The 18721-nt window shown below is 67.8% G+C and carries 12 protein-coding genes and 1 tRNA gene; 2 read left to right on the top strand and 11 right to left on the bottom strand.

Annotated elements, in window-relative coordinates; all coding sequences use genetic code 11:
- Window positions 1–36: 36 nt before the first annotated feature.
- Window positions 37–1719 carry a methyl-accepting chemotaxis protein gene (locus DB459_RS00515; protein ID WP_253710777.1) on the bottom strand — a complete coding sequence of 561 codons (1683 nt, stop codon included), beginning with the start codon at window positions 1717–1719 and terminating at the stop codon, window positions 37–39.
- A 368-nt stretch (window positions 1720–2087) separates the two neighbouring features.
- On the opposite strand from DB459_RS00515, the gene DB459_RS00510 reads away from it, so the two are divergent.
- The gene (locus tag DB459_RS00510) at window positions 2088–2930 is read left to right on the top strand and encodes a DUF1194 domain-containing protein (RefSeq protein ID WP_253710774.1); all 843 of its coding nucleotides are present in this window, start codon (window positions 2088–2090) and stop codon (window positions 2928–2930) included.
- 189 nt (window positions 2931–3119) lie between these two features.
- On the opposite strand, the gene DB459_RS00505 is transcribed toward DB459_RS00510, so the two are convergent.
- The 10 genes from DB459_RS00505 to DB459_RS00460 form a co-directional block, all read right to left on the bottom strand.
- The gene (locus tag DB459_RS00505; RefSeq protein ID WP_253710772.1) at window positions 3120–4358 is read right to left on the bottom strand and encodes a class I SAM-dependent RNA methyltransferase; all 1239 of its coding nucleotides are present in this window, start codon (window positions 4356–4358) and stop codon (window positions 3120–3122) included.
- Window positions 4351–5082, bottom strand: a complete 732-nt coding sequence (locus DB459_RS00500; RefSeq protein ID WP_253710770.1) for a TlyA family RNA methyltransferase — start codon at window positions 5080–5082, stop codon at window positions 4351–4353. The genes DB459_RS00505 and DB459_RS00500 overlap by 8 nt, the downstream gene beginning before the upstream one ends.
- A gap of 8 nt (window positions 5083–5090) precedes the next feature.
- Window positions 5091–7013 (bottom strand): 1-deoxy-D-xylulose-5-phosphate synthase, encoded by a 1923-nt coding sequence (dxs, locus tag DB459_RS00495; RefSeq protein WP_256519244.1) that lies wholly within the window; start codon window positions 7011–7013, stop codon window positions 5091–5093.
- 312 nt (window positions 7014–7325) lie between these two features.
- Entirely contained in the window at window positions 7326–10475 is a 3150-nt protein-coding gene (locus DB459_RS00490; RefSeq protein WP_253710767.1) for an efflux RND transporter permease subunit, read from the bottom strand.
- A 27-nt stretch (window positions 10476–10502) separates the two neighbouring features.
- Entirely contained in the window at window positions 10503–11735 is a 1233-nt protein-coding gene (locus DB459_RS00485) for an efflux RND transporter periplasmic adaptor subunit (protein WP_253710765.1), read from the bottom strand.
- A 578-nt stretch (window positions 11736–12313) separates the two neighbouring features.
- Window positions 12314–13537 carry an alpha/beta fold hydrolase gene (locus DB459_RS00480; protein ID WP_253710763.1) on the bottom strand — a complete coding sequence of 408 codons (1224 nt, stop codon included), beginning with the start codon at window positions 13535–13537 and terminating at the stop codon, window positions 12314–12316.
- Window positions 13537–13788, bottom strand: coding sequence for an exodeoxyribonuclease VII small subunit (locus tag DB459_RS00475; RefSeq protein WP_253710759.1), 252 nt, complete (start codon window positions 13786–13788; stop codon window positions 13537–13539). The genes DB459_RS00480 and DB459_RS00475 overlap by 1 nt, the downstream gene beginning before the upstream one ends.
- Before the next feature lie 101 nt (window positions 13789–13889).
- A complete protein-coding gene (locus tag DB459_RS00470) occupies window positions 13890–14819 on the bottom strand; it encodes a histone deacetylase family protein (protein WP_253710756.1) in 930 nt (309 codons plus the stop codon).
- Window positions 14820–14951: 132 nt separating this feature from the next.
- Window positions 14952–15707, bottom strand: a complete 756-nt coding sequence (locus DB459_RS00465) for an enoyl-CoA hydratase-related protein (RefSeq protein WP_253710753.1) — start codon at window positions 15705–15707, stop codon at window positions 14952–14954.
- A gap of 563 nt (window positions 15708–16270) precedes the next feature.
- On the bottom strand, window positions 16271–18043 hold the full coding sequence (locus DB459_RS00460; protein WP_253710750.1) for an acyl-CoA dehydrogenase: 1773 nt from the start codon (window positions 18041–18043) through the stop codon (window positions 16271–16273).
- Window positions 18044–18608: 565 nt separating this feature from the next.
- Between DB459_RS00460 and DB459_RS00455 the strand changes: the two genes are divergently transcribed.
- Window positions 18609–18683, top strand: a tRNA-Gln gene (locus tag DB459_RS00455).
- Window positions 18684–18721 lie beyond the last annotated feature (38 nt).

The following is an 18721-nucleotide window of genomic DNA, read 5'->3' as shown; positions in this document are numbered from 1 at the left end:
CGGCGCCCTTTTGGATTCCTGGGGGAGAAGACGGGCTTACGCGGCCCGGACCGCGTCAAGGAATTTCTGCACTTCGGTTTTGAGCCGCGTGCTTTCCACCGATAGCGATTTCGCTGCCGTGAGCACTTCGCCGGAGGCGGCGCCGGTCTCGCCGGTGCCGCGGCTGACTTCGGTGACGTCATTGGCGACGCGCATGCTCAGATGAGCCGAATTCTGCACATTGCGCGCGATTTCCTGGGTGGCTGCGCCCTGCTCTTCGACCGCGGCGGCGATCGCCGAGGAGATTTCCGAGATCAGCGAGATGGTGTGACCGATCTCCTTGATGTTGCTCACCGACTGTTCAGTGGCCGACTGCATCCCGGCGATCTGCGCGGTAATCTCGTCGGTGGCCTTGGCGGTCTGCGTCGCCAGCGCCTTGACCTCGCTTGCGACCACCGCGAAGCCGCGACCGGCCTCGCCCGCCCGGGCCGCCTCGATGGTGGCGTTCAGCGCCAGCAAGTTGGTCTGTTCGGCCACGGCGGTGATTAGCCGAATCACGTCACCGATCCGCGACGCCGCCTGGGATAGCGCGGCGATGCTGCCGTCGGTCTGCTCGGCCTGGCGCACGGCCTCGCCGGCGACGCGGCTTGCCTCCTGCACCTGCCGGCTGATCTCTCGCACCGAAGAGGTGATCTCTTCGGTGGCGCCGGCCACCGACTGGACGTTCTCCGACACTTCCTGCGAGGCGGAGGCGGCCGAGCCGGAAAGTCGTTGGGTGACTTCCGAGGTCTGCGTCAGGGTCGCGGCGGAGGCTTCCAACTCGGTCGACGACGATGACAGCGACTGGACCATCTCGCCGATCATGGACTCGAAGTTGCGGGTGAGCTGGTCGACCTTCTGGGCGCGGGCGACCTTGTGCGCCGCGTCCGCGGCTGCGGCGGTATCCGCTGCCTGCTTGGCGATGAGCGCTTCCTTGAAGACCTGCAGATTTCCGGCGATCTGGCCGATCTCGGTGTGTCCGCCCTGCTGCGGCACCTCGGCGGTGAGATCGCCGCCGGCCAGCGCGCGCATCGGCTTGATCACGGAATCGATGCCGCGGCCGATATCGCTCACCAGATAGATGGCCGCGCCGAGGCTGAGCGCAATGGCGGCGGCGAGCGTGCCGAGCAGTACGGCGATGGCCAAGGCGTAGTCGGAATTGGCCTTGGCGCCGGCGACTTCCGCGCCCTTGTCATTCAGCGCTACCAGCTTGGACAGCACGTCGTCCATGGCGCGGCCGGGCGGCGTCGCCTTGTCGGTGTTCACGATCACCGCCTGGGCGAAGTCGCCCTTGGTGGACAGCGCGATGACTTCGTCGGCCGCCTGGCGGTACTGCGCCCACAGCTTGCGCAGTTCGTCGAACTGCGCGCGTTCCTCCGGCGAACTGATCAGCGGCAGATACATGGTCACCGCCTTGTCGAACTCGCGAACGCGGACTTCGAGATTCTTGTCGATCGAGGCTTTGGCCTTGGGCTCGGTGATGAGCATGTGGTCGCGCAGAATGGCGCGGTAGCGGGCCGACTGGATCCGCAATTCGCTCAGCCAACGCACGCTCGGCATCCAGTTGGTCTGGATTTCCTGCGCGGAGGCATTGATGGCGCGCATCTGCACGAAGGCGAAGACGCCCATGAAGGTCATCGCCACGAACAGCAAGGAGAGGGCGGCAATGATCTTGGTGCGGATCGACATATTGGCAAACATGAAAATGCTTCCTTGGCTTGCGCCTTCTTCGACGCTCGAAGGTCGGTAGCTGAAGCGCAACCGGCGCTGCACGAGAGTAAGTTCCAGTCGAATGGCCGCACGCCGACCGGGCGGGGCCGCCCCGACAGATGGTCCGGATCGGCGACTCGGGGCCAGGCACGTTCGCACCAGCATTCGCCGTGCAATCATGACCGTTTTCTATAAATGCATAGTAAATCAGCGGGAAAAACTGGTATAATGGTAATTTAGTAAGCAGATTCTGCTGTCTGCGATGGCAGGCGGCGTCCCGACGGTTCGCAATATTGTTGCTTTGCGCATCGAGCGGGCTCGTGCCAGCATCGCTCCGGGTAGTCGAAGCGGAGGGCCGCATGCGCCAATGGCTCGCAATTGCCGCGGCTGTCGCCATCGGCATGATGACCAGCGCCGACGTCTCGAGCGTCGCCGCACCAACGAGCAAGCTTGCCGCCGGGGAGACGGCGCAGCCTGCGGTCGACGTCGAATTGGTGCTCGCGGTCGACGTCTCCTACTCCATGGATATCGACGAACTCGCGTTGCAGCGCGAGGGCTATGCGGAAGCGATCACGTCCAGGGAGTTTCTCCAGGCCCTCAAGCAGGGGCCGAACGGCCGTATCGTCGTCACCTATTTCGAATGGGCGGCCGCGGGCGATCAGAAGATTATCGTGCCCTGGCGCGTCGTCGACGGTCCGGAAGCGGCGGACGCGCTCTCTGCCGAGATCCACAACGCGCCGCTGCGCCGCGCCTCGCGCACCTCGATCTCGGGGGCGATCAACTTCGCCGTGCCGCTGTTCGATGACAGCGGTCATCGCGGCTTGCGCCGGGTCATCGACATCTCGGGCGACGGGCCGAACAACTCGGGGCCGCCGGTGACGGAGGCACGCGACGCGGCTTTGGCTCGCGGCATCACCATCAACGGCCTGCCGATTATGCTCAAGGCGCCGACCTATTCGACCATGGATATCGATCACCTCGACTACTACTACGAGGATTGCGTGACTGGTGGCATCGGCTCCTTCGTCGTGCCAATCCAGACCCGCGAGACCTTCAAGGAGGCGATCCGCACCAAGCTGGTGCAGGAGGTCGCCGGGCTCAGGCCGGAGCCGCCGCGCGTCGTCCCGGCCGCGGCTGCCGGCGAGCCGCGAGTGCTGTGCTCGATCGGCGAGAGGATATGGCAGGACCGCTGGGGGAGGTGAGCGGGCGTTTCGGTTCTACAAAGGCGCCCCGATACTCTGCGGTCAATGGCCGCCTTGTCCCGGCCACCCCGCCTTCCATCCTGAACTACAACAAAGAGGGGATACCCGGCACATGGCAGCGCAACCTGGAGCACGACAGCTCGCTGTGTTGGCGCCTTCCCCCTCTCCGCCAGCAACGTCGGCAGCGCGTCACCGCACGAACTGCGCGACCAGTTCGACATGGGGACTGTGGCGGAACTGGTCGACCGGGGTGACACCGTTGCAGCGATAGCCGCCGTCGAGCAGCAAGCGCGCATCGCGGGCGAAGCTCGCCGGATTGCATGACACCGCGATAACAAGCGGCACCTTGCTCGCCGCGAGTTGGCTCGCCTGGGTCTGCGCCCCCTGGCGCGGCGGATCAAACACCACCGCGTCGACCTCGCGTAGTTCGGCCGCGACCAGCGGGCGCCGGAACAGGTCGCGCGCGGTTGCCGTGATCGGTTTGAGCCCGCGAACGGTCGCCGCCGCCTTTGCGAGCGCTGCGATCGCGCCGGCATCGCTGTCGAAGGCGGTGACGCGGGCGCGTTCGGCAAGGCGCAGCGCGAAGGGGCCGACGCCGCAGAACAGATCCATGACGTGCCGGGCCTTGCCGATCGCCTCGCCGACGAGGCGCGCCAACGTCTCCTCGCCGGCGTCCGTCGCCTGCAGGAACGAGCCCGGCGGCAGCGTCACGACGGCCTTGCCCATGCGGATCTGTGGCGGGGCATGCTGCACCACGAGTTCGCCGTGGCGCGTCAGCCGCGCGATGCGGTGCGTCGTGGCGAGGCGCGTCAGGGCCAGCGCCGTATTGGGCGGCAGCGGTCCGGAGCCGCGGATGTCGATGTCGAGACCGTTGAGCGTGGCGGTGACCTGGATGTCGAGCGGCTTGCCGCCCGCGGCGAGCGCCTGCGCAATGGCGTTGGCGGCGGCGAAGGCGTCGTTGAGCGCACCCTCGAGCACCGGGCAATGATCGATGGCGACGATGTCGTGGCTCGCGGCGGCGGCAAAACCGGAGCGCCAGACGCCGTCGCGGCCGCGACGGGCATGGGCAGTGATGCGGCGCCGGCCACTGCCGTGAGCGTCGATCAGCTCGTTGACCGCGCAGTCGATGCTGGCCTGGCGCAGCGCGGTGACGACGATGTCGCGCTTCCAGGCGCGATAGGCCCCCATCTGCCAGTGCTGGATGGCGCAGCCGCCGCAGGCGCCGAAATGGGGACAGAACGGGGCGATGCGCTCGGTGCTGGCGCGTTCCACGACGACGAGGCGCAGCCGCTCGGGATGGCCGGGGATGGCTTCGACCACCACCTCTTCGCCAGCGAGCGCGCCCGGCACATAGACGGTGCGCTCCTCGATCATTGCGACACCGTCGCCGCGGTGACCGACATGGTCGATGACGAGGCGTTCAGTCACGGCGCGCTCCCAGAAAAAACTCGCGGTTGCCGTCGCCACCGGTGATCGAGGAGGAAAATACCTCGATCTCGCCGCAGCCGAGCGCCTGCGCCAGCGCCACGATGTCCCGGCACACCTGGTCGTGCACTGCGGCGTCGCGGACGATACCCTTCTTCAGATGCCGGCGCTCGGCCTCGAATTGCGGCTTGATCAGCGCCAAAAGGAAAGTCGGTCGCGCGGCGCAGCCGAGCGCCGCCGGCAGTACGTGCTTGAGCGAGATGAAGCTGACGTCGATCACGACGATATCGGGCCGTTCGGACAGGTTGTCTGGCGCGAGCTTGCGGATGTCCGTGTGCTCCAGCACGCGGACGCGCGGATCGGACCGCAGCCGCTCGTGCATCTGGCTGTGGCCGACATCCACCGCATCAACATGCCGGGCGCCGTGCGCCAGCAGGACGTCGGTGAAGCCGCCGGTGGAGGCGCCGACATCGAGGCAGGCGTGGCCGGCGACCGGCAGGGGGTAGCGTGCCAGCGCGCCGTCGAGCTTGACGCCGCCGCGCGACGCCCAGGGATGAGCCGCCGCCGCGATGACGGCCGCGTCGGGCGCCAGGAGTTCGGAGGGTTTTCCGATCTTGCGGCCGTTGGCGCTGACCATCCCTGCCTCGATCGCGGCGCGGGCCTGGGCCCGGCTGTCGAACAGGCCGCGCGCGACCAGGAGCAGATCGGCGCGCTGGCGCTCGGTCATCGCTGCGGTCAGGCGAGGCGGCCGGTTTCGGCCTTCATCTCGCGGCCCAGCGCCTCGAAGGCCTTGACGACGATCGCCTTGGCATCGAGGCCGGCCTTGGCATACATCGCCGCCGGCGTGTCATGGTCGAGGAACGCGTCGGGTAGCACCATGGCGCGTACCCGCAGGCCGTTGTCGAGCATGCCGTGATCGGCCAGCGTCTGCAGCACATGGGAGCCGAAGCCGCCGATCGAGCCTTCCTCGATGGTGATCAGGATCTGGTGCTCGCGCGCGAGCCGCGTCACGAGATCGATGTCGAGCGGCTTCATGAAGCGCGCATCGGCGACCGTGGCGGACAGGCCGTGGGCATCGAGCTCGTCGGCGGCCTTGAGGCATTCGCCGAGTCGGGTGCCGAAGGACAGCAGCGCCACCTTGGAGCCCTGACGCAGCACGCGGCCCTTGCCGATCTCGAGCGGCACGCCGAATTCCGGCATTTCGACGCCGCGGCCTTCGCCGCGCGGATAGCGCAGCGCGCTTGGCGCGTCGTTGATCGCGACCTGGGTCGCCACCATGTGGACCAGTTCGGCCTCGTCGGCAGCCGCCATGATGACGAAGCCGGGCAGGCAGCCGAGATAGGCGTTGTCGAAGGCGCCGGCATGGGTCGCGCCGTCGGCGCCGACGAGGCCGGCGCGATCGATGGCGAAGCGCACCGGAAGGTGCTGGATGGCGACGTCGTGCACCACCTGGTCGTAGCCGCGCTGCAGGAAGGTGGAATAGATCGCGCAGAACGGCTTGAAGCCCTCGGTGGCGAGGCCGGCGGCGAAGGTCACCGCGTGCTGCTCGGCGATGCCGACGTCGAAGGTGCGTGTCGGGAACACCTTGCCGAACATGTCGACGCCGGTGCCGCCGGGCATCGCCGCCGTGATGGCGACGATCTTGTCGTCCTTGTGCGCCTCCTTGATCAGGCTCTGGCCGAACACGCGGGTGTAGGACGGCGCGTTCGACTTGGCCTTGGCCTGGGTGCCGGTGGCGACATCGAACTTGACGACGCCGTGATACTTGTCGGCGGAAGCCTCGGCGGGCGCATAGCCCTTGCCCTTCTGGGTGACGACATGGACGAGGATGGGCCCGTTCTTGGCGTCGCGCACATTGGCGAGGACCGGTAGCAGGTGGTCGAGATTGTGGCCGTCGATCGGCCCGACGTAGAAGAAGCCGAGTTCCTCGAACAGCGTTCCGCCGGTGACCATGCCGCGGGCGTATTCCTCGGCGCGCATGGCACGCTCCTCGAAGAATTTCGGCAGCTTGTGGGCGATGTTCTTGGCGACCTCTCGGATCGACTGGTAGGTGTGTCCTGACATCAGTCGCGCGAGATAGGCCGACATGGCGCCGACCGGTGGCGCGATCGACATGTCGTTGTCGTTGAGGATGACGATGAGGCGCGAGTCCATGGCGCCGGCATTGTTCATGGCCTCGTAGGCCATGCCCGCCGACATCGAGCCGTCGCCGATCACCGCGACCACGTTGTTCTTCTTCTGCGCGAGGTCGCGCGCCACTGCCATGCCGAGGCCGGCGGAGATCGACGTCGAGGAGTGCGCCGCGCCGAACGGGTCGTATTCGCTCTCCGAGCGCTTGGTGAAGCCGGACAGGCCGCCGCCCTGGCGCAGAGTGCGGATGCGGCTGCGCCGGCCGGTGAGGATCTTGTGCGGATAGGCCTGGTGGCCGACGTCCCAGATCAGCCGGTCGGCCGGCGTGTTGAAGACGTAATGCAGCGCCACCGTGAGCTCGACGACGCCGAGGCCGGCGCCGAGATGGCCGCCTGTCACCGAAACCGCGCTGATGGTCTCTTGGCGCAGCTCGTCGGCGAGCTGGCGGAGCTGCTCGGGCTTGAGCATGCGCAATTCGTGCGGGGTGGGGCAGGTGTCGAGGAGGGGCGTGGAGCTGGATGCCGACAAAATGGTCTTCCTTCGGGTCGTTGGCAGCCCCGGAACAAGAGCGGAGCGTTGCCCGTGGATGCGGCCGTCGGCCGCCGGACGTGACGCCATCTCATGGTCTCTGCGCGCGAGCCGTTCCCCGAGCGTCGCCGAACCGCGCAATGCACAAAATGGCAAGATGGTGCAGAGACTTACACCAAAGCGGCAAGCAAGCCAATGCATTCACAAGGGGAAGGAGCGCGCCGGGTTCCCTCCGGGCTCGGTTCCATTTGTCGGTTTGGTAAGCAAAGGGTTCAATTCGTGGCGGGATCAGGGTCCCGGCGGGCGGCGCGATCAGCTCGCGCTGACGGCCTTCTCCGCCTTCCTGGCCGCGAGGTGCGCGCCGAGCCGTTCCAGGACGACGAAAAACGGCGGTACGAACAGCACGGCGAGGAAGGTGGAGGCGAGCATGCCGCTGACCACCGCGACGCCGATCGACACCCGGGCGCCGGCACCGGCGCCGGTGGCGAAGACGAGCGGCAGCATGCCGAAGATGAACGCGAACGAGGTCATCAGGATGGGCCGGAAGCGCAGGCGCGCCGCCTCGATTGCCGCCGCTGCGATCTCCATGCCTTCGGCGCGCTTCTCGCGTGCATACTCCACCACCAGGATGGCGTTCTTGGCCGCGAGCGCGATCAGCAGCACGATACCGATCTGGGTATAGAGGTTGTTCGGCAGGCCGCTCGCCTGGAGGGCCGCGACCGTGCCGAGCAGCGTCAGCGGCACGGCGAGGATCACCGCCAGCGGCTGCAGCCAGCTCTCGTACTGCCCGGCGAGGACGAAATAGACGAGCAGCAGCGCGATGGCGAAGACGCGGTAGATCTGGTTGCCGACCACCTGCTCCTGATAGGACATGCCGGTCCAGGCCGTGCCCATGCCGGACGGCAGCGATTGGGCCGCGACCTCGTTCATCAGCGTCATGGCTTCGCCGGAGCTGAAGCCCGCCCCGGCGCTGCCGGTGATGGTTGCCGCGGGATAGAGATTGTAGAGCGTGATCAGCGGCGGGCCGACCTCGTCCCTGATCGAGGCGACCGTGCCGAGCGGCACCATGGCGCCGCCGGCGCCCTTGACCTTGAGCTTGAGGATGTCGTCGGGCTTGAGGCGGAAGGCGGCGTCGGCCTGGACATAGACCTTGAAGACGTTGTTGTATTTGTTGAACTGGTTGACGTAGCTCGAGCCGACATAGCTCTCGAGCGCCGCGAACACCTGGCCGACCGTGAGGCCGAGGGTTTCCGCCTTGACCCGGTCGACCACCAGCCGCAGCTGCTTCACATTCCCCTTGAAGCCAGAGGCGACATGGCCGAGCCCCGACTGGGTCGAGGCGTTCGCCGCCAGCTGGTCCGCGGCATTCTGCAGCGCGACGAAGTCGGTGCTGCCGTCCTTTCCCTCCAGCATCATCGTAAAACCGCTGCTGTTGCCCACGCCCTGGATCGGCGGCGGCAGCATGATCTGGGCGACGGCGGTCTCCATGCCCGCCAGCGCCTTGCGCGCCTTGGCGGTGATGCCGGCGATGCTCAGCTCGGCGCCCCGGCGCGCGTCCCAGTCCTTGAGCACGACGTAGAGCATGCCGGCATTGTAGAGCGTTGCGTTGTTGTCGAGCGGCGAGATGCCCGAGACGCCGATGACGTTGTCGACGCCGTCGATCGCCTGCACCAGCTTGACCGCCGCCGCCACCGCGGTCTCGCTGCGCTGCGCCGAGGCGGCATCGGGCAGGTTGAGGCTGACGATGAAATAGCCCTGGTCCTCGTCGGGCAGAAATCCCGTCGGCACGGTCGACAGGCTGTAGAAGGCGAGGCCGATCAGGCCGAGCCCGGCCACCGCGACCGGCAGACTGAAGGCGACGAGCCGGCCGATCAGCGCCGTATAGAGCGCCTCGGTGCGGCCGTAGCCGGCGTTGAAGGCGCGATAGACGATGTTGCGCTCGCCCGGCGGCACCGTCTTCTTCAGCCACAGCGCGCACTGGGTGGGCTTCAGCGTCACCGCATTGACCGCCGAGATCACCGCGGTGGCGGCGATGACGAGGGCGAACTGCTGGTACATCTTGCCGGTCAGGCCGGCGAGGGTGGCCGCGGGGAGGAACACCGCCATCAGGACGAGGGTGATGCCGATGACGGGACCGAACAGTTCGGACATCGCCTTGACCGCGGCCTCGCGGCTCGACATCCCGGCGTCGAGGTGACGGGACACGCCCTCGACGATGACGATGGCGTCGTCGACGACGATGCCGATGGCGAGCACCAGGGCGAACAGGCTCGTGGTGTTGACGGTGAAGCCGAGCAGCGCCATGACGGCGAACGCGCCGATGATGGTCACCGGCACCGTGGTCGCCGGCACCAGCATCGCCCGCCAGTCCTGCAGGAAGAGCAGGATCACGATCAGCACCAGCGCCGCGGCGATGATCAGCGTCTCGTAGACCTCGCGGATCGAGGCGGTGACGAATTTGGTGCTGTCGAACGACACCTTGTAGCCGAGGCCGGCCGGGAAGGCCCTTGCCAGCTCCGCCATCTTGGCGTCGACGCCTTCGGCCACGGTCAGGGCGTTGGCGCCGGTGAGCTGGGAGATCGCGATCGCGGCCGACGGCTTGCCGTCCAGCGTCGCGGTCTGGCCGTAGGACGCCGCGCCGAGCTCGACCCGGCCGAGGTCGCGGATGCGGACGATGCGGCCGCCGCCGGCGCTCGCCGCCTTGACGACGATGTTCTCGAAGTCGGTGGTGTCGCTGAACCGCCCGGTGACGTTGAGGACGTACTGGAAGTTGACCATGGCCGGGGTCGGCGGTGCGCCGACGAGGCCGGCGGTCACCTCGTTGTTCTGCTGCTGGATCGCCGTGGTGACGTCGCTCGGGGTCAGGCCATAGCTCTGCAGCCGGTCCGGGTCGAGCCAGATCCGCATGGCGTAGGAGCCGGCTCCGAGCACGGTGACGCTGCCGACGCCGGGCACGCGCGCCAGCTCGTTCTCGAGATAGATCTTGGCGTAGTTGGCGAGGAACAGGTTGTCGTAGCGGCCGTCCGATGCCTGGAGATTGATGAACTTGAGGATCGAGGTCGACTTCTTCTGGACAGTGAGGCCCTGCGCCGCGACCGCCGTCGGCAGCTGGGCGGTCGCCAGCGAGACGCGGTTCTGCACCAGCACCTGGGCCATGTCCGGATCGGTGCCGATGTCGAAGCTGACGACGAGGCTGTAGCTGCCGTCGCTGGCGCTGGTCGACTGCATGTAGATCATGTGGTCGACGCCGTTGACCTGCTGCTCGACGGGCAGGGCGATGGTGTCCATCACGGTGCGGGCGCTGGCGCCGGGATAGGTCGCGGTCACCGACACGGTCGGCGGCACCACGTTGGGATACTGCGACACCGGCAGGCTGGTCATCGCCAGCGCGCCCACCAGCACGATGAGAAACGCCAGGGTGTTGGACAGCACCGGCCGTTCGATGAAGAACCGCGAGAACATGATGAGCCGCCTCGTGCGCCGGTGAACTTAAGGGTTGGTCGGCCTGGACGTCGCGCCCGGGATCAGCGCCGCGGGGGCGGGCTTCGCCCCGTCGCGGGCCGCGGCCATGGCGCCCGCCACCGGATCGACGGTGTTGCCGGCGACGGCGCGCTGGACCGAGCCGATCACCACCTTGTCGCCGGCGTCGAGCCCGCCGGTGATGACGCGCAGCTGACCTTCGACCGGGCCGGTCGTCACCGGTTTCTGCGCCACCACGTTGTCCTTGCCGACCACCATGACGTAGCTGCCGGTCTGGTTGGACATCACCGCGGTGTCGTTGACGAGCAGGGCCTTGTCGATCTTGCCGATGGGCACGCGCACCCGCACGAACAGGCCCGGCACCAGCGCGACGTCCTTGTTGTCGAAGATGCCGCGCAGTTGCAGCGTGCCGGTGCCGGCGTCGAGCTGCGGGGCGATGTAGTCGATCCTGCCCTTGTATTGAAACGCCGCGTCGGCCGCGAGCGCGACCTCGACCGCCTGGTCCTCGCGCTTCTCGCGCAGGTCCTTCAGCGTCCTGCCTTGCTTTGCCAGGGCGTCGCGCATGTCGATCTGCTGCTGCTCGGACATGGTGAAATAGACGTAGATCGGATCGACCTGGAGGATGGTGGCGAGCTTGGTCGCGCCGGACTGGCCGACGAGCGAGCCGACCTCGGCGAGATGGCGGGTCACGACGCCGTTGAACGGCGCGCGCACCGTGGTGTAGCCGAGCGAGGTCTGCGCCAGCTTGAGGCTGGCCTCGCCGGCGGCCAGCGTCGCATTGGCCATGTCGAGCTTGGTCCTGGCGTCGTCCACCGAACGCTGGCTCGACACTTCCTTCTGGCCGAGCGTCGCCTGCCGCTCATATTCGCGCTGGGCGTTGGCCTGCTGGGCCCTGGCGCTGTCGACCTGCGCCTGCTGCAGGTCGACCTGGGCCTGGTACTGGTCCTTCTCGATCTCGAACAGGACGCGGTCCTGCTTGACGGCCTCGCCGTCGCGGAAGCCGATCGTCGTCAGGAAGCCCTGGACGCGCGCCTCGAGGTCGACCGCGGCGAGCGGCGCGGTATTGCCGGTGAATTCCGCATAGAGGGTGACCGGCATCTGCGTCGGGGAGGCGACGGTCACCCTGGCGGGCGGCGGCGCCGCATACTGGTTCTTGTCGTTGCAGCCGGCGAGCAGCAGCGCGGTGCCGACAACGCCCGCCAGCACCGATGTCCGTTCCACCACCCTGACGCCCCCGGTCATTCTCTTCATCTCCATCAGCGTGCATCGGCCGGCAGGATCGGGTTTCGACAGGCCGCCGCAGCCGGGAATCACCGCTGGCGGATGCTATACCACAGCAGGGAACCCGGTCTGTCGCTGATGGGGTGCGGGGGCCTCGGTTCGCGAACGAAGCGTTCGTAACCCGATCGCCGCCGTCATCGTCCGGCTCGACCGGACGGATGTTGGTTGGCGCGGACAGTGGTGACGGTACGCTCCCTCAAAATGCTCTGGGATACTGGATCCCCCGCTTAAAGCGGGGGACGACAGCGGTAAATGACGCGCCGCGCTGCCCCATACGAACGTTAGAACCAATGGGACACTAGCAATGATCATAATTCTAGTGTGGCGTCTCGCAATTGCCTACCGCCTTCGCGGCAAGCCTCTCGTAGGCAATTGCGAGACATAAGCCACACTAGCACTTTGATTTTGCTCGTGTCCCTATGTCTCCGAATGACCGTGCGAGTGCGAGGCAAACGTAGCGGTAATTCGGAGACGGGACACTAGTGCGGTTTTGGATCTGACGCTCGTATGAAGAGCTCGCTGCAACACTGATACGAGCGTCAGATCCACCGCACCAGCTGCGCCGGCTGCGCGGAGGCGGCGGCGGCGATCGGGCCGGGGCCGCACATCATGTCGAAGTAGTCGTAGGCGGCCTTGCGCTCATTGGCCATGACGAACTGGAAGTGCACCCGGAAGAAGTCGCGGCGGAAGGCGGCATAGTGCTCCGGCGCGATGACGTCGCGAAAGCGCACGCCGACGATCTTCGGGTTGCAGCGCGGCGCGTCGAGCGAAAGGCCGTGGCCGGCCACCGGATCGAACGGATAGAAGTTCATCACGTCCTTGCGCGACTGGAAGTCGATCCAGGTCAGCGACGGCTCGGTGGCGAGGCGCGCCAGCCGCGCCCGGAACGGCTTGGCCTGGCGGTGGAAGCCGACGATCGGCAGGTTGCCGCCGAGGGTGAGGAAGGCGAGGCGCGGCCCGCGGCGGCCGAGCGCGGGATCGATCTCGAAGGCGCGCGCCAGCACCTCCAGCCCGAGAAACGATCCCGAACTGTGGCCGACGACGACGAATTCGTCGGCGTCGCTTGCCGCCACCGCGTCGACGATGGCGCGGGCGAACTGATCGATGCGGGCGTCCCAGTCGGGCCGCCGGCCACGGGCGAATTCGAAGGTGAAGATCCAGTCCGCCATCAGATAGAGGACGTAAGTCGTCTTCTCGAGGCGCTCGAGCAGGAGGGCGAGCACCGCCACGAACAGCGCGGCGGCGCCGAGAACGGCGAGCGGCCGCGGCGCGCCGACATGAGCGAGGCCGGCGAAGCCCAGCCAGCCGGCCAGCAGCGCCAGCGCCGCCTCGAGCGTCAGCATGATGTAGGGGTAGCTGGCAAAGATCGCGAAGCGCCAATGGGCGCGGGCGAAGCGGGCGATGACGCCGTTGAAGACGAGGCGCAGGAAACAGGTGGTGGCGACCGCGACGGTGCGGGCCATGGGGCGTTCGAGGTCGCGCTTGATCAGCTCTTCCCAGCGCAGGAAGTCGTAGCGCGTCGTGGTCTGCCAGCCGTCGCCGGCGGTCTCGATGGTCCAGGAGGCCATCGCCTTGGCGTCGTCGACGACCGGCCGGCCGGCGCTGGCGGCGACGCCGTTCAGCGCGGCGTATTTGCGCAGCTCGGTGCGGAACATGCGATAGTACTGCGCGAGGCCGCGCGGATCGTAGCCCTGCACATAGACGATATGGCGCCGCCGCACGGCGGCGCCTTCGCGCGCGGTCGCCGCCCCGGCCTCGACCATCACTGAACGTCGAGCGGCTCGGTTCCGGTCACCTGGCCCGAGGCGTCGGTGGTGATCTTGTCGACCCGGGCCTCGGCCTGGCGCAAGAGTTCGTCGCAGCGCCGCTTGAGGGCCTCGCCGCGCTCATAGATCGCGACCGATTCCTCCAGCGGCACCTTGCCCTCTTCGAGGCGCTTGACGATCGATTCGAGTTCCTCGATGGCGCGCTCGAAGCTCAGGCGCTTGACGTCGGCATTGGTGTTGTCGGCCATGGCGGATCCCCGGCGGGCGGCGGTGCCGCTCTGCTAGTCTGTATGGTGTCGTCAACGGATGACGGCGAAGCCCGAAGCGGCGCACCCGAGGCGGAACGACCTCAGGTGCCCATGAGCGCCGCGACATGGGCGCCGACAGAATCCTTCAGGGCCTGGAGATCATAACCGCCCTCCAGCACCGATACAATTCGTCCCGCCGCCGACGAAGCGGCAAGTTCCATGACCTGCTGGGTCACCCAGGTGTAGTCGCTTTCCTGGAGCTGGATATTGGCCAGCGGGTCGCGCCAATGGGCGTCGAAGCCGGCCGAGATCACGATCATTTCCGGGGCGAATTTGCGCAGCTGGGGCAGGATGACGTTGGTGAAGGCCGCGCGGAACTGGCTGCCGCCGTCGCCCGGCCGCAGCGGCGCGTTGACGATGGTGTCGTGCTCGCCGCGCTCGGAGGCGGCGCCGGTGCCGGGAAACAGCGGCATCTCGTGGGTGGAACAATACATCACCGAGGCGTCCGCCCAGAAGATGTCCTGGCTGCCGTTGCCGTGATGGACGTCGAAATCGACGATTGCGGCTCGGGAGATGCCGTACTGGCGCTGGGCATAGCGCGCGGCGATCGCCGCGTTGTCGAAGAAGCAGAAGCCCATGGGCTTGGCGGCCTCGGCATGGTGGCCTGGCGGGCGGGTGCAGACGAAGGCGTTGTCGACCTCGCCCTTCATCACCGCGTCCACCGCCATGGTGGCGCCGCCGACGCAGCGCAGCGCCGCCTCCCAGGTGCCGGGCGACATCGAGGTGTCGCCGTCGATGAAGGCGAGGCCTTCCTTCGGCGCCATCAGCTCGAGTTCGCTGACGTAATGCTCGCTGTGGCACAGCGCGATGTGATCGAGATTGCCGATCGCGGCCTCGACCCGGCGCAGCGGCTTGAAGCGGTCGGCGCCGAGGCCGAGCTCGATGGCGCGCAGGCGGTCGGGGCGCTCGGGATGACCGTGCGGCACGACATGTTCGAGGCAGGCGGAATGGGTCACCAGGAGCGTCGTCATCAGCGTTCGTGTTCCCTCGGCTCTTCCGCCGTCAGCCGTCGTGTCCGGTTCGGAATGCCGGATCGGACGATGGCCCGGCGCGCCGCTGAATTATCCTGCCGGACGGCAGGGGCGGTCAATGTGGTTCTCAAGTCAATGTTTTTCGCGGGCGAGAAAGGCGTCGAAGGCGGCGATGGCCTCGGGCGAGCGCATCCGCTCGCCGAACAGGTGGCCCTCCAGTTCGATGCGCCGCATCATCTCGTCGGGCGGCAGGCGCAGCAGCTTGCGGGTGATCGCCACCGCTTCCGGCGACAGCGCGCAGATCTCGCGCGCCGCCTTGCGGGCCTCGACCTCGGCGTGGCCCGCCGCCACCACCTCGTTGACGAAGCCGGCGGTGCGGGCCTCTTCGGCGTCGAGGCTGCGGCCCATGGCGAGCATGGCGAAGGCCCGCTGATAGCCCATGTTGAGCGGCATCAGCAGGCTCGAGGCGCCTTCGGGCACCACGGCGAAATTGATGAACGGGGTGGAGAAGCGCGCGCTGGTGCTGGCGAGGACATAGTCGCAGTGGAGCAGCATCACCGTGCCCATGCCCACCGCGATGCCGTCGACCGCGGCGATGATCGGCTTGATGTTCTGCACCAGCGAATGCAGGAACTTTAATGCATTGCTCGGCCGCTCGGTCTTGTCGGGCGTCGCTGCCACGTAATCATGGACGTCGTTGCCGGCGGTGAAGACGCCCGATCCGCCGGTGATGATCAGGCAGCGGATATCCGGATTGTTCTGGGCGGTGTCGATGGCATGGCTCATGGCGCCATACATCGCCTGGGTCAGGGCATTTTTCTTCTGCGGACGCCGCAACCTGATGGTGCGGACCATTTCCTCGTCCGAAACGATCACATGCTCGGTCATTGTCTCGTCATGTCCCCACCGGCGGCATCCCGGCGCATTGCCCAGCGTCTTGTTACGCCAGGCGTCTTTGTTGCACCAAGGCTAGAGCATTTGGCGCCGCGGCGAAACCGCGCCGAAGGGATGATCGTTGCAGGGCAGGGACGAGGGGGATGCGGGTGGGAGCGCAATGCGGCTGAGCTTCGTCGGCCGGCGACGGCGCCTCGCTCTCCTTCGTCATCGCCCGGCTCGTCGGGGCGACCCAGCACGCCGTGTCGGTGCAATGGCGCGAGGCGGTTGACGTTGTGCCCTCCCTCGCCCACACGGTGTACTGGGTCCGCCGCCTTCGCGGCGGACGACGGCAGAATGTGCAGTGGCGCCGTGCGCGCCACCCACCCACTCGGTCGTCATGCCGGCGCTTGCCCGCCTTCGCTAAGAAGCGTCGGCGCGCCCGGCCATTGGGCCGGGTCGAAGCCGAAGGCGAAGACCGGTGTGCCGGGTCGAAGCCGAAGGCGAAGACCGGTCGCGGGCATCCCGACTTTACAGAGCCTCCGCAAGGGAAGACGCGGAGGCCCAGCTCGTTCTGCTCACGCCACCAGCACGGCGTCGGCGCCGTTGACCGCCTCGGCGCCGTCGGTGACGCTGCGCGCGAGCGCGCCGGCCTGCACCGTGACATTCTCGGCGAAGAACCGCGCCAGCGTCGCATAGCGGCCGTCGAGCCCTTGCGAGCCGGCGGCCAGCGCCTCCTTCGCGAGCAGGCAGCCGCCGAGCGTCGAGCCGAACAATCGCAGATAGGGCGTGGCGCCGGCCAGCGCCTCGGCGGGAGCCGAGGCGAGGCGATCCAGCAGCCAGCGGCTGGTGCGCTCCAGCGCCGCGATGGCCTCGCGCAGCCTGGGCGCGGTGGTGCCGAAGGCGGGATTGTTGGAGCGCTCGACCTCGCCGGCGATCCCGCTCATCTCCTCGATCAGCGCGAACACCGCGGCGCCGCCCTGCGCCGCGAGCTTGCGGGTGACGAGATCGATCGATTGGATGCCGTTGGTGCCCTCGTAGATCGCGGTGATGCGGGCGTCGCGATAGTGCTGGGCCGCGCCGGTCTCCTCGATGAAGCCCATGCCGCCATGGATCTGGACGCCGAGCGAGGTGACCTCGTTGCCGATGTCGGTGGAGAAGGCCTTGGCGATCGGGGTGAGCAGCGCGGCGCGGGCGGCCGCGGTGGCGCGCACCAATGGGTCCTCGGCGCGGTGGGAGATGTCGAGGGCGACGGCGGTGCAATAGCAGATGGTGCGGGCCGCGGCGGTCAGCGAGCGCATCTGCATCAGCATGCGCTTGATGTCCGGATGGCGGATGATCGGGTCGAGGCCCTCGCTCTTGCTGCCCGGCGCCTTGCCCTGGCGCCGCTCCTGCGCATAGGCCAGCGCCTGCTGATAGGCGCGGTCGGCGATGCCGACCCCCTGCAGGCCGACGCCGAGGCGGGCCTGATTCATCATGGTGAACATGCAGGCCATGCCGCGATTTTCCTCGCCGATCAGGAAGCCGATGGCGCCGCCCTTGTCGCCCATGGTCATGGTGCAGGTCGGCGAGGCGTGGATGCCGAGCTTGTGCTCGACGCCGCTCGCATGGATGTCGTTGCGCGCGCCCAGCGAGCCGTCGGCGTTGACCAGGAATTTCGGCACCAGGAACAGCGAGATGCCCTTGGTGCCGGCGGGCGCGTCGGGCAGGCGGGCGAGGACGAAATGAACGATGTTGTCGCTCATGTCGTGCTCGCCATAGGTGATGAAGATCTTGGTGCCGGAGAGGCGATAGGTGCCGTCGCCGGCGCGCTCGGCGCGGCTGCGCAGCGCGCCGACGTCGGAGCCGGCGTGCGGCTCGGTGAGTTGCATGGTGCCCGGCCATTCGCCGGAGACGAGCTTTGCCAGATAGAGCTTCTTGAGCGCCTCGCTGCCGTGGGCCTCCAGGGCCTCGATGGCGCTGGCGGTGAGCAGCGGGCACAGGCCGAAGGCCATGTTCGAGGCGCTCCAGATCTCGGTGCAGGCGGCGTTGATGGCGGTGGGCAGGCCCTGGCCGCCCCATGCCTCGCTGGCGGCGACCGCGTTCCAGCCGCCTTCCGTCCAGCGCTTGTAGGCGTCGGGCCAGCCCGGCGCGGTGGTGACCTCGCCGGCCTCGAGCTTGACGCCGTTCTGGTCGCCGACCTTGTTGAGCGGCGCCAGCACATCGGAGGCGAAGCGGCCGGCCTCCTCGATGATCGCCGCGCTCATCTCGGCGTCATAATCGCCGAGATGGCCCGCCTTGACCGCGTCCAGCAGGCCGGCGCCATGGTTGAGCGCGAGCAGCATGTCCTGGATGGGCGCGCGATAGGTCATGGGGGTGTCCTCCTCGAATTCATTGAAGCGTCGGCGTCGTTGCGGCGCCGGCCCGGCGGCGATCGGGTCCGGACCTTGTCCGGTCCGGCCGGGCCACGGCCGGGCGAGCCCGTGATGGCGCCTGCTATATAGAGGTCAGGCGGCGAAATCATCCGCCAGGGTGACACAAAGCGCCCGGCCCTTGGTCGCGGGGCGGCGGGCGCGGGGAAGGCGGCAGGAGCGTGGACCGGATGGGGGCGCGGGCGGCGACGGGGCGGCGGAGCCGGGTGGCCCGCCGGACTTCTGCTCCGGCCCTCGAACAATGGCAGCCGGATCGGCGGGCCCGCTCCCGGCCGAGCCGATCTTCAGGGGCGGGAGCCCTCCACGGCGGGGAATGGCGGGGGAGCGCGCGGGATGCCGATCCCCGATGCCAAATCCGCCGGTTTTTCCGCCCCTTGGCTGGCCCAGGGGGCATAACAGCCAAGGGCCTTGCCGGGCCGGCGCGCTTGAAATCGCCCACCTTGCACGATACACCGGCGCAGCCTGAGAGACCCCGCGCGGCACTGCCCCGCCGCCTCCGGGCCATTGGGGCGTCGCCAAGTGGTAAGGCAGTGGATTTTGATTCCACCATGCGGAGGTTCGAACCCTCCCGCCCCAGCCAGCAAATACCTAACTCATTGAGAAGATTCGACCTCCCGG

The organism is Bradyrhizobium sp. WD16 (assembly GCF_024181725.1).
Lineage (GTDB): Bacteria > Pseudomonadota > Alphaproteobacteria > Rhizobiales > Xanthobacteraceae > Bradyrhizobium_A.
The sequence above is the reverse complement of the archived record's forward strand: the minus strand, read 5'-3'. Positions and strand labels throughout refer to the sequence as shown.

Coding starts and splice junctions, on each gene's coding strand:
- DB459_RS00515 (WP_253710777.1), bottom strand. CDS start 1,719: ATGTTTGCCAATATGTCGATCCGCACCAAGATCATTGCCGCCCTCTCC.
- DB459_RS00510 (WP_253710774.1), top strand. CDS start 2,088: ATGCGCCAATGGCTCGCAATTGCCGCGGCTGTCGCCATCGGCATGATG.
- DB459_RS00500 (WP_253710770.1), bottom strand. CDS start 5,082: ATGACCGAGCGCCAGCGCGCCGATCTGCTCCTGGTCGCGCGCGGCCTG.
- DB459_RS00490 (WP_253710767.1), bottom strand. CDS start 10,475: ATGTTCTCGCGGTTCTTCATCGAACGGCCGGTGCTGTCCAACACCCTG.
- DB459_RS00485 (WP_253710765.1), bottom strand. CDS start 11,735: ATGACCGGGGGCGTCAGGGTGGTGGAACGGACATCGGTGCTGGCGGGC.
- DB459_RS00480 (WP_253710763.1), bottom strand. CDS start 13,537: ATGGTCGAGGCCGGGGCGGCGACCGCGCGCGAAGGCGCCGCCGTGCGG.
- DB459_RS00475 (WP_253710759.1), bottom strand. CDS start 13,788: ATGGCCGACAACACCAATGCCGACGTCAAGCGCCTGAGCTTCGAGCGC.
- DB459_RS00470 (WP_253710756.1), bottom strand. CDS start 14,819: ATGACGACGCTCCTGGTGACCCATTCCGCCTGCCTCGAACATGTCGTG.
- DB459_RS00465 (WP_253710753.1), bottom strand. CDS start 15,707: ATGACCGAGCATGTGATCGTTTCGGACGAGGAAATGGTCCGCACCATC.
- DB459_RS00460 (WP_253710750.1), bottom strand. CDS start 18,043: ATGACCTATCGCGCGCCCATCCAGGACATGCTGCTCGCGCTCAACCAT.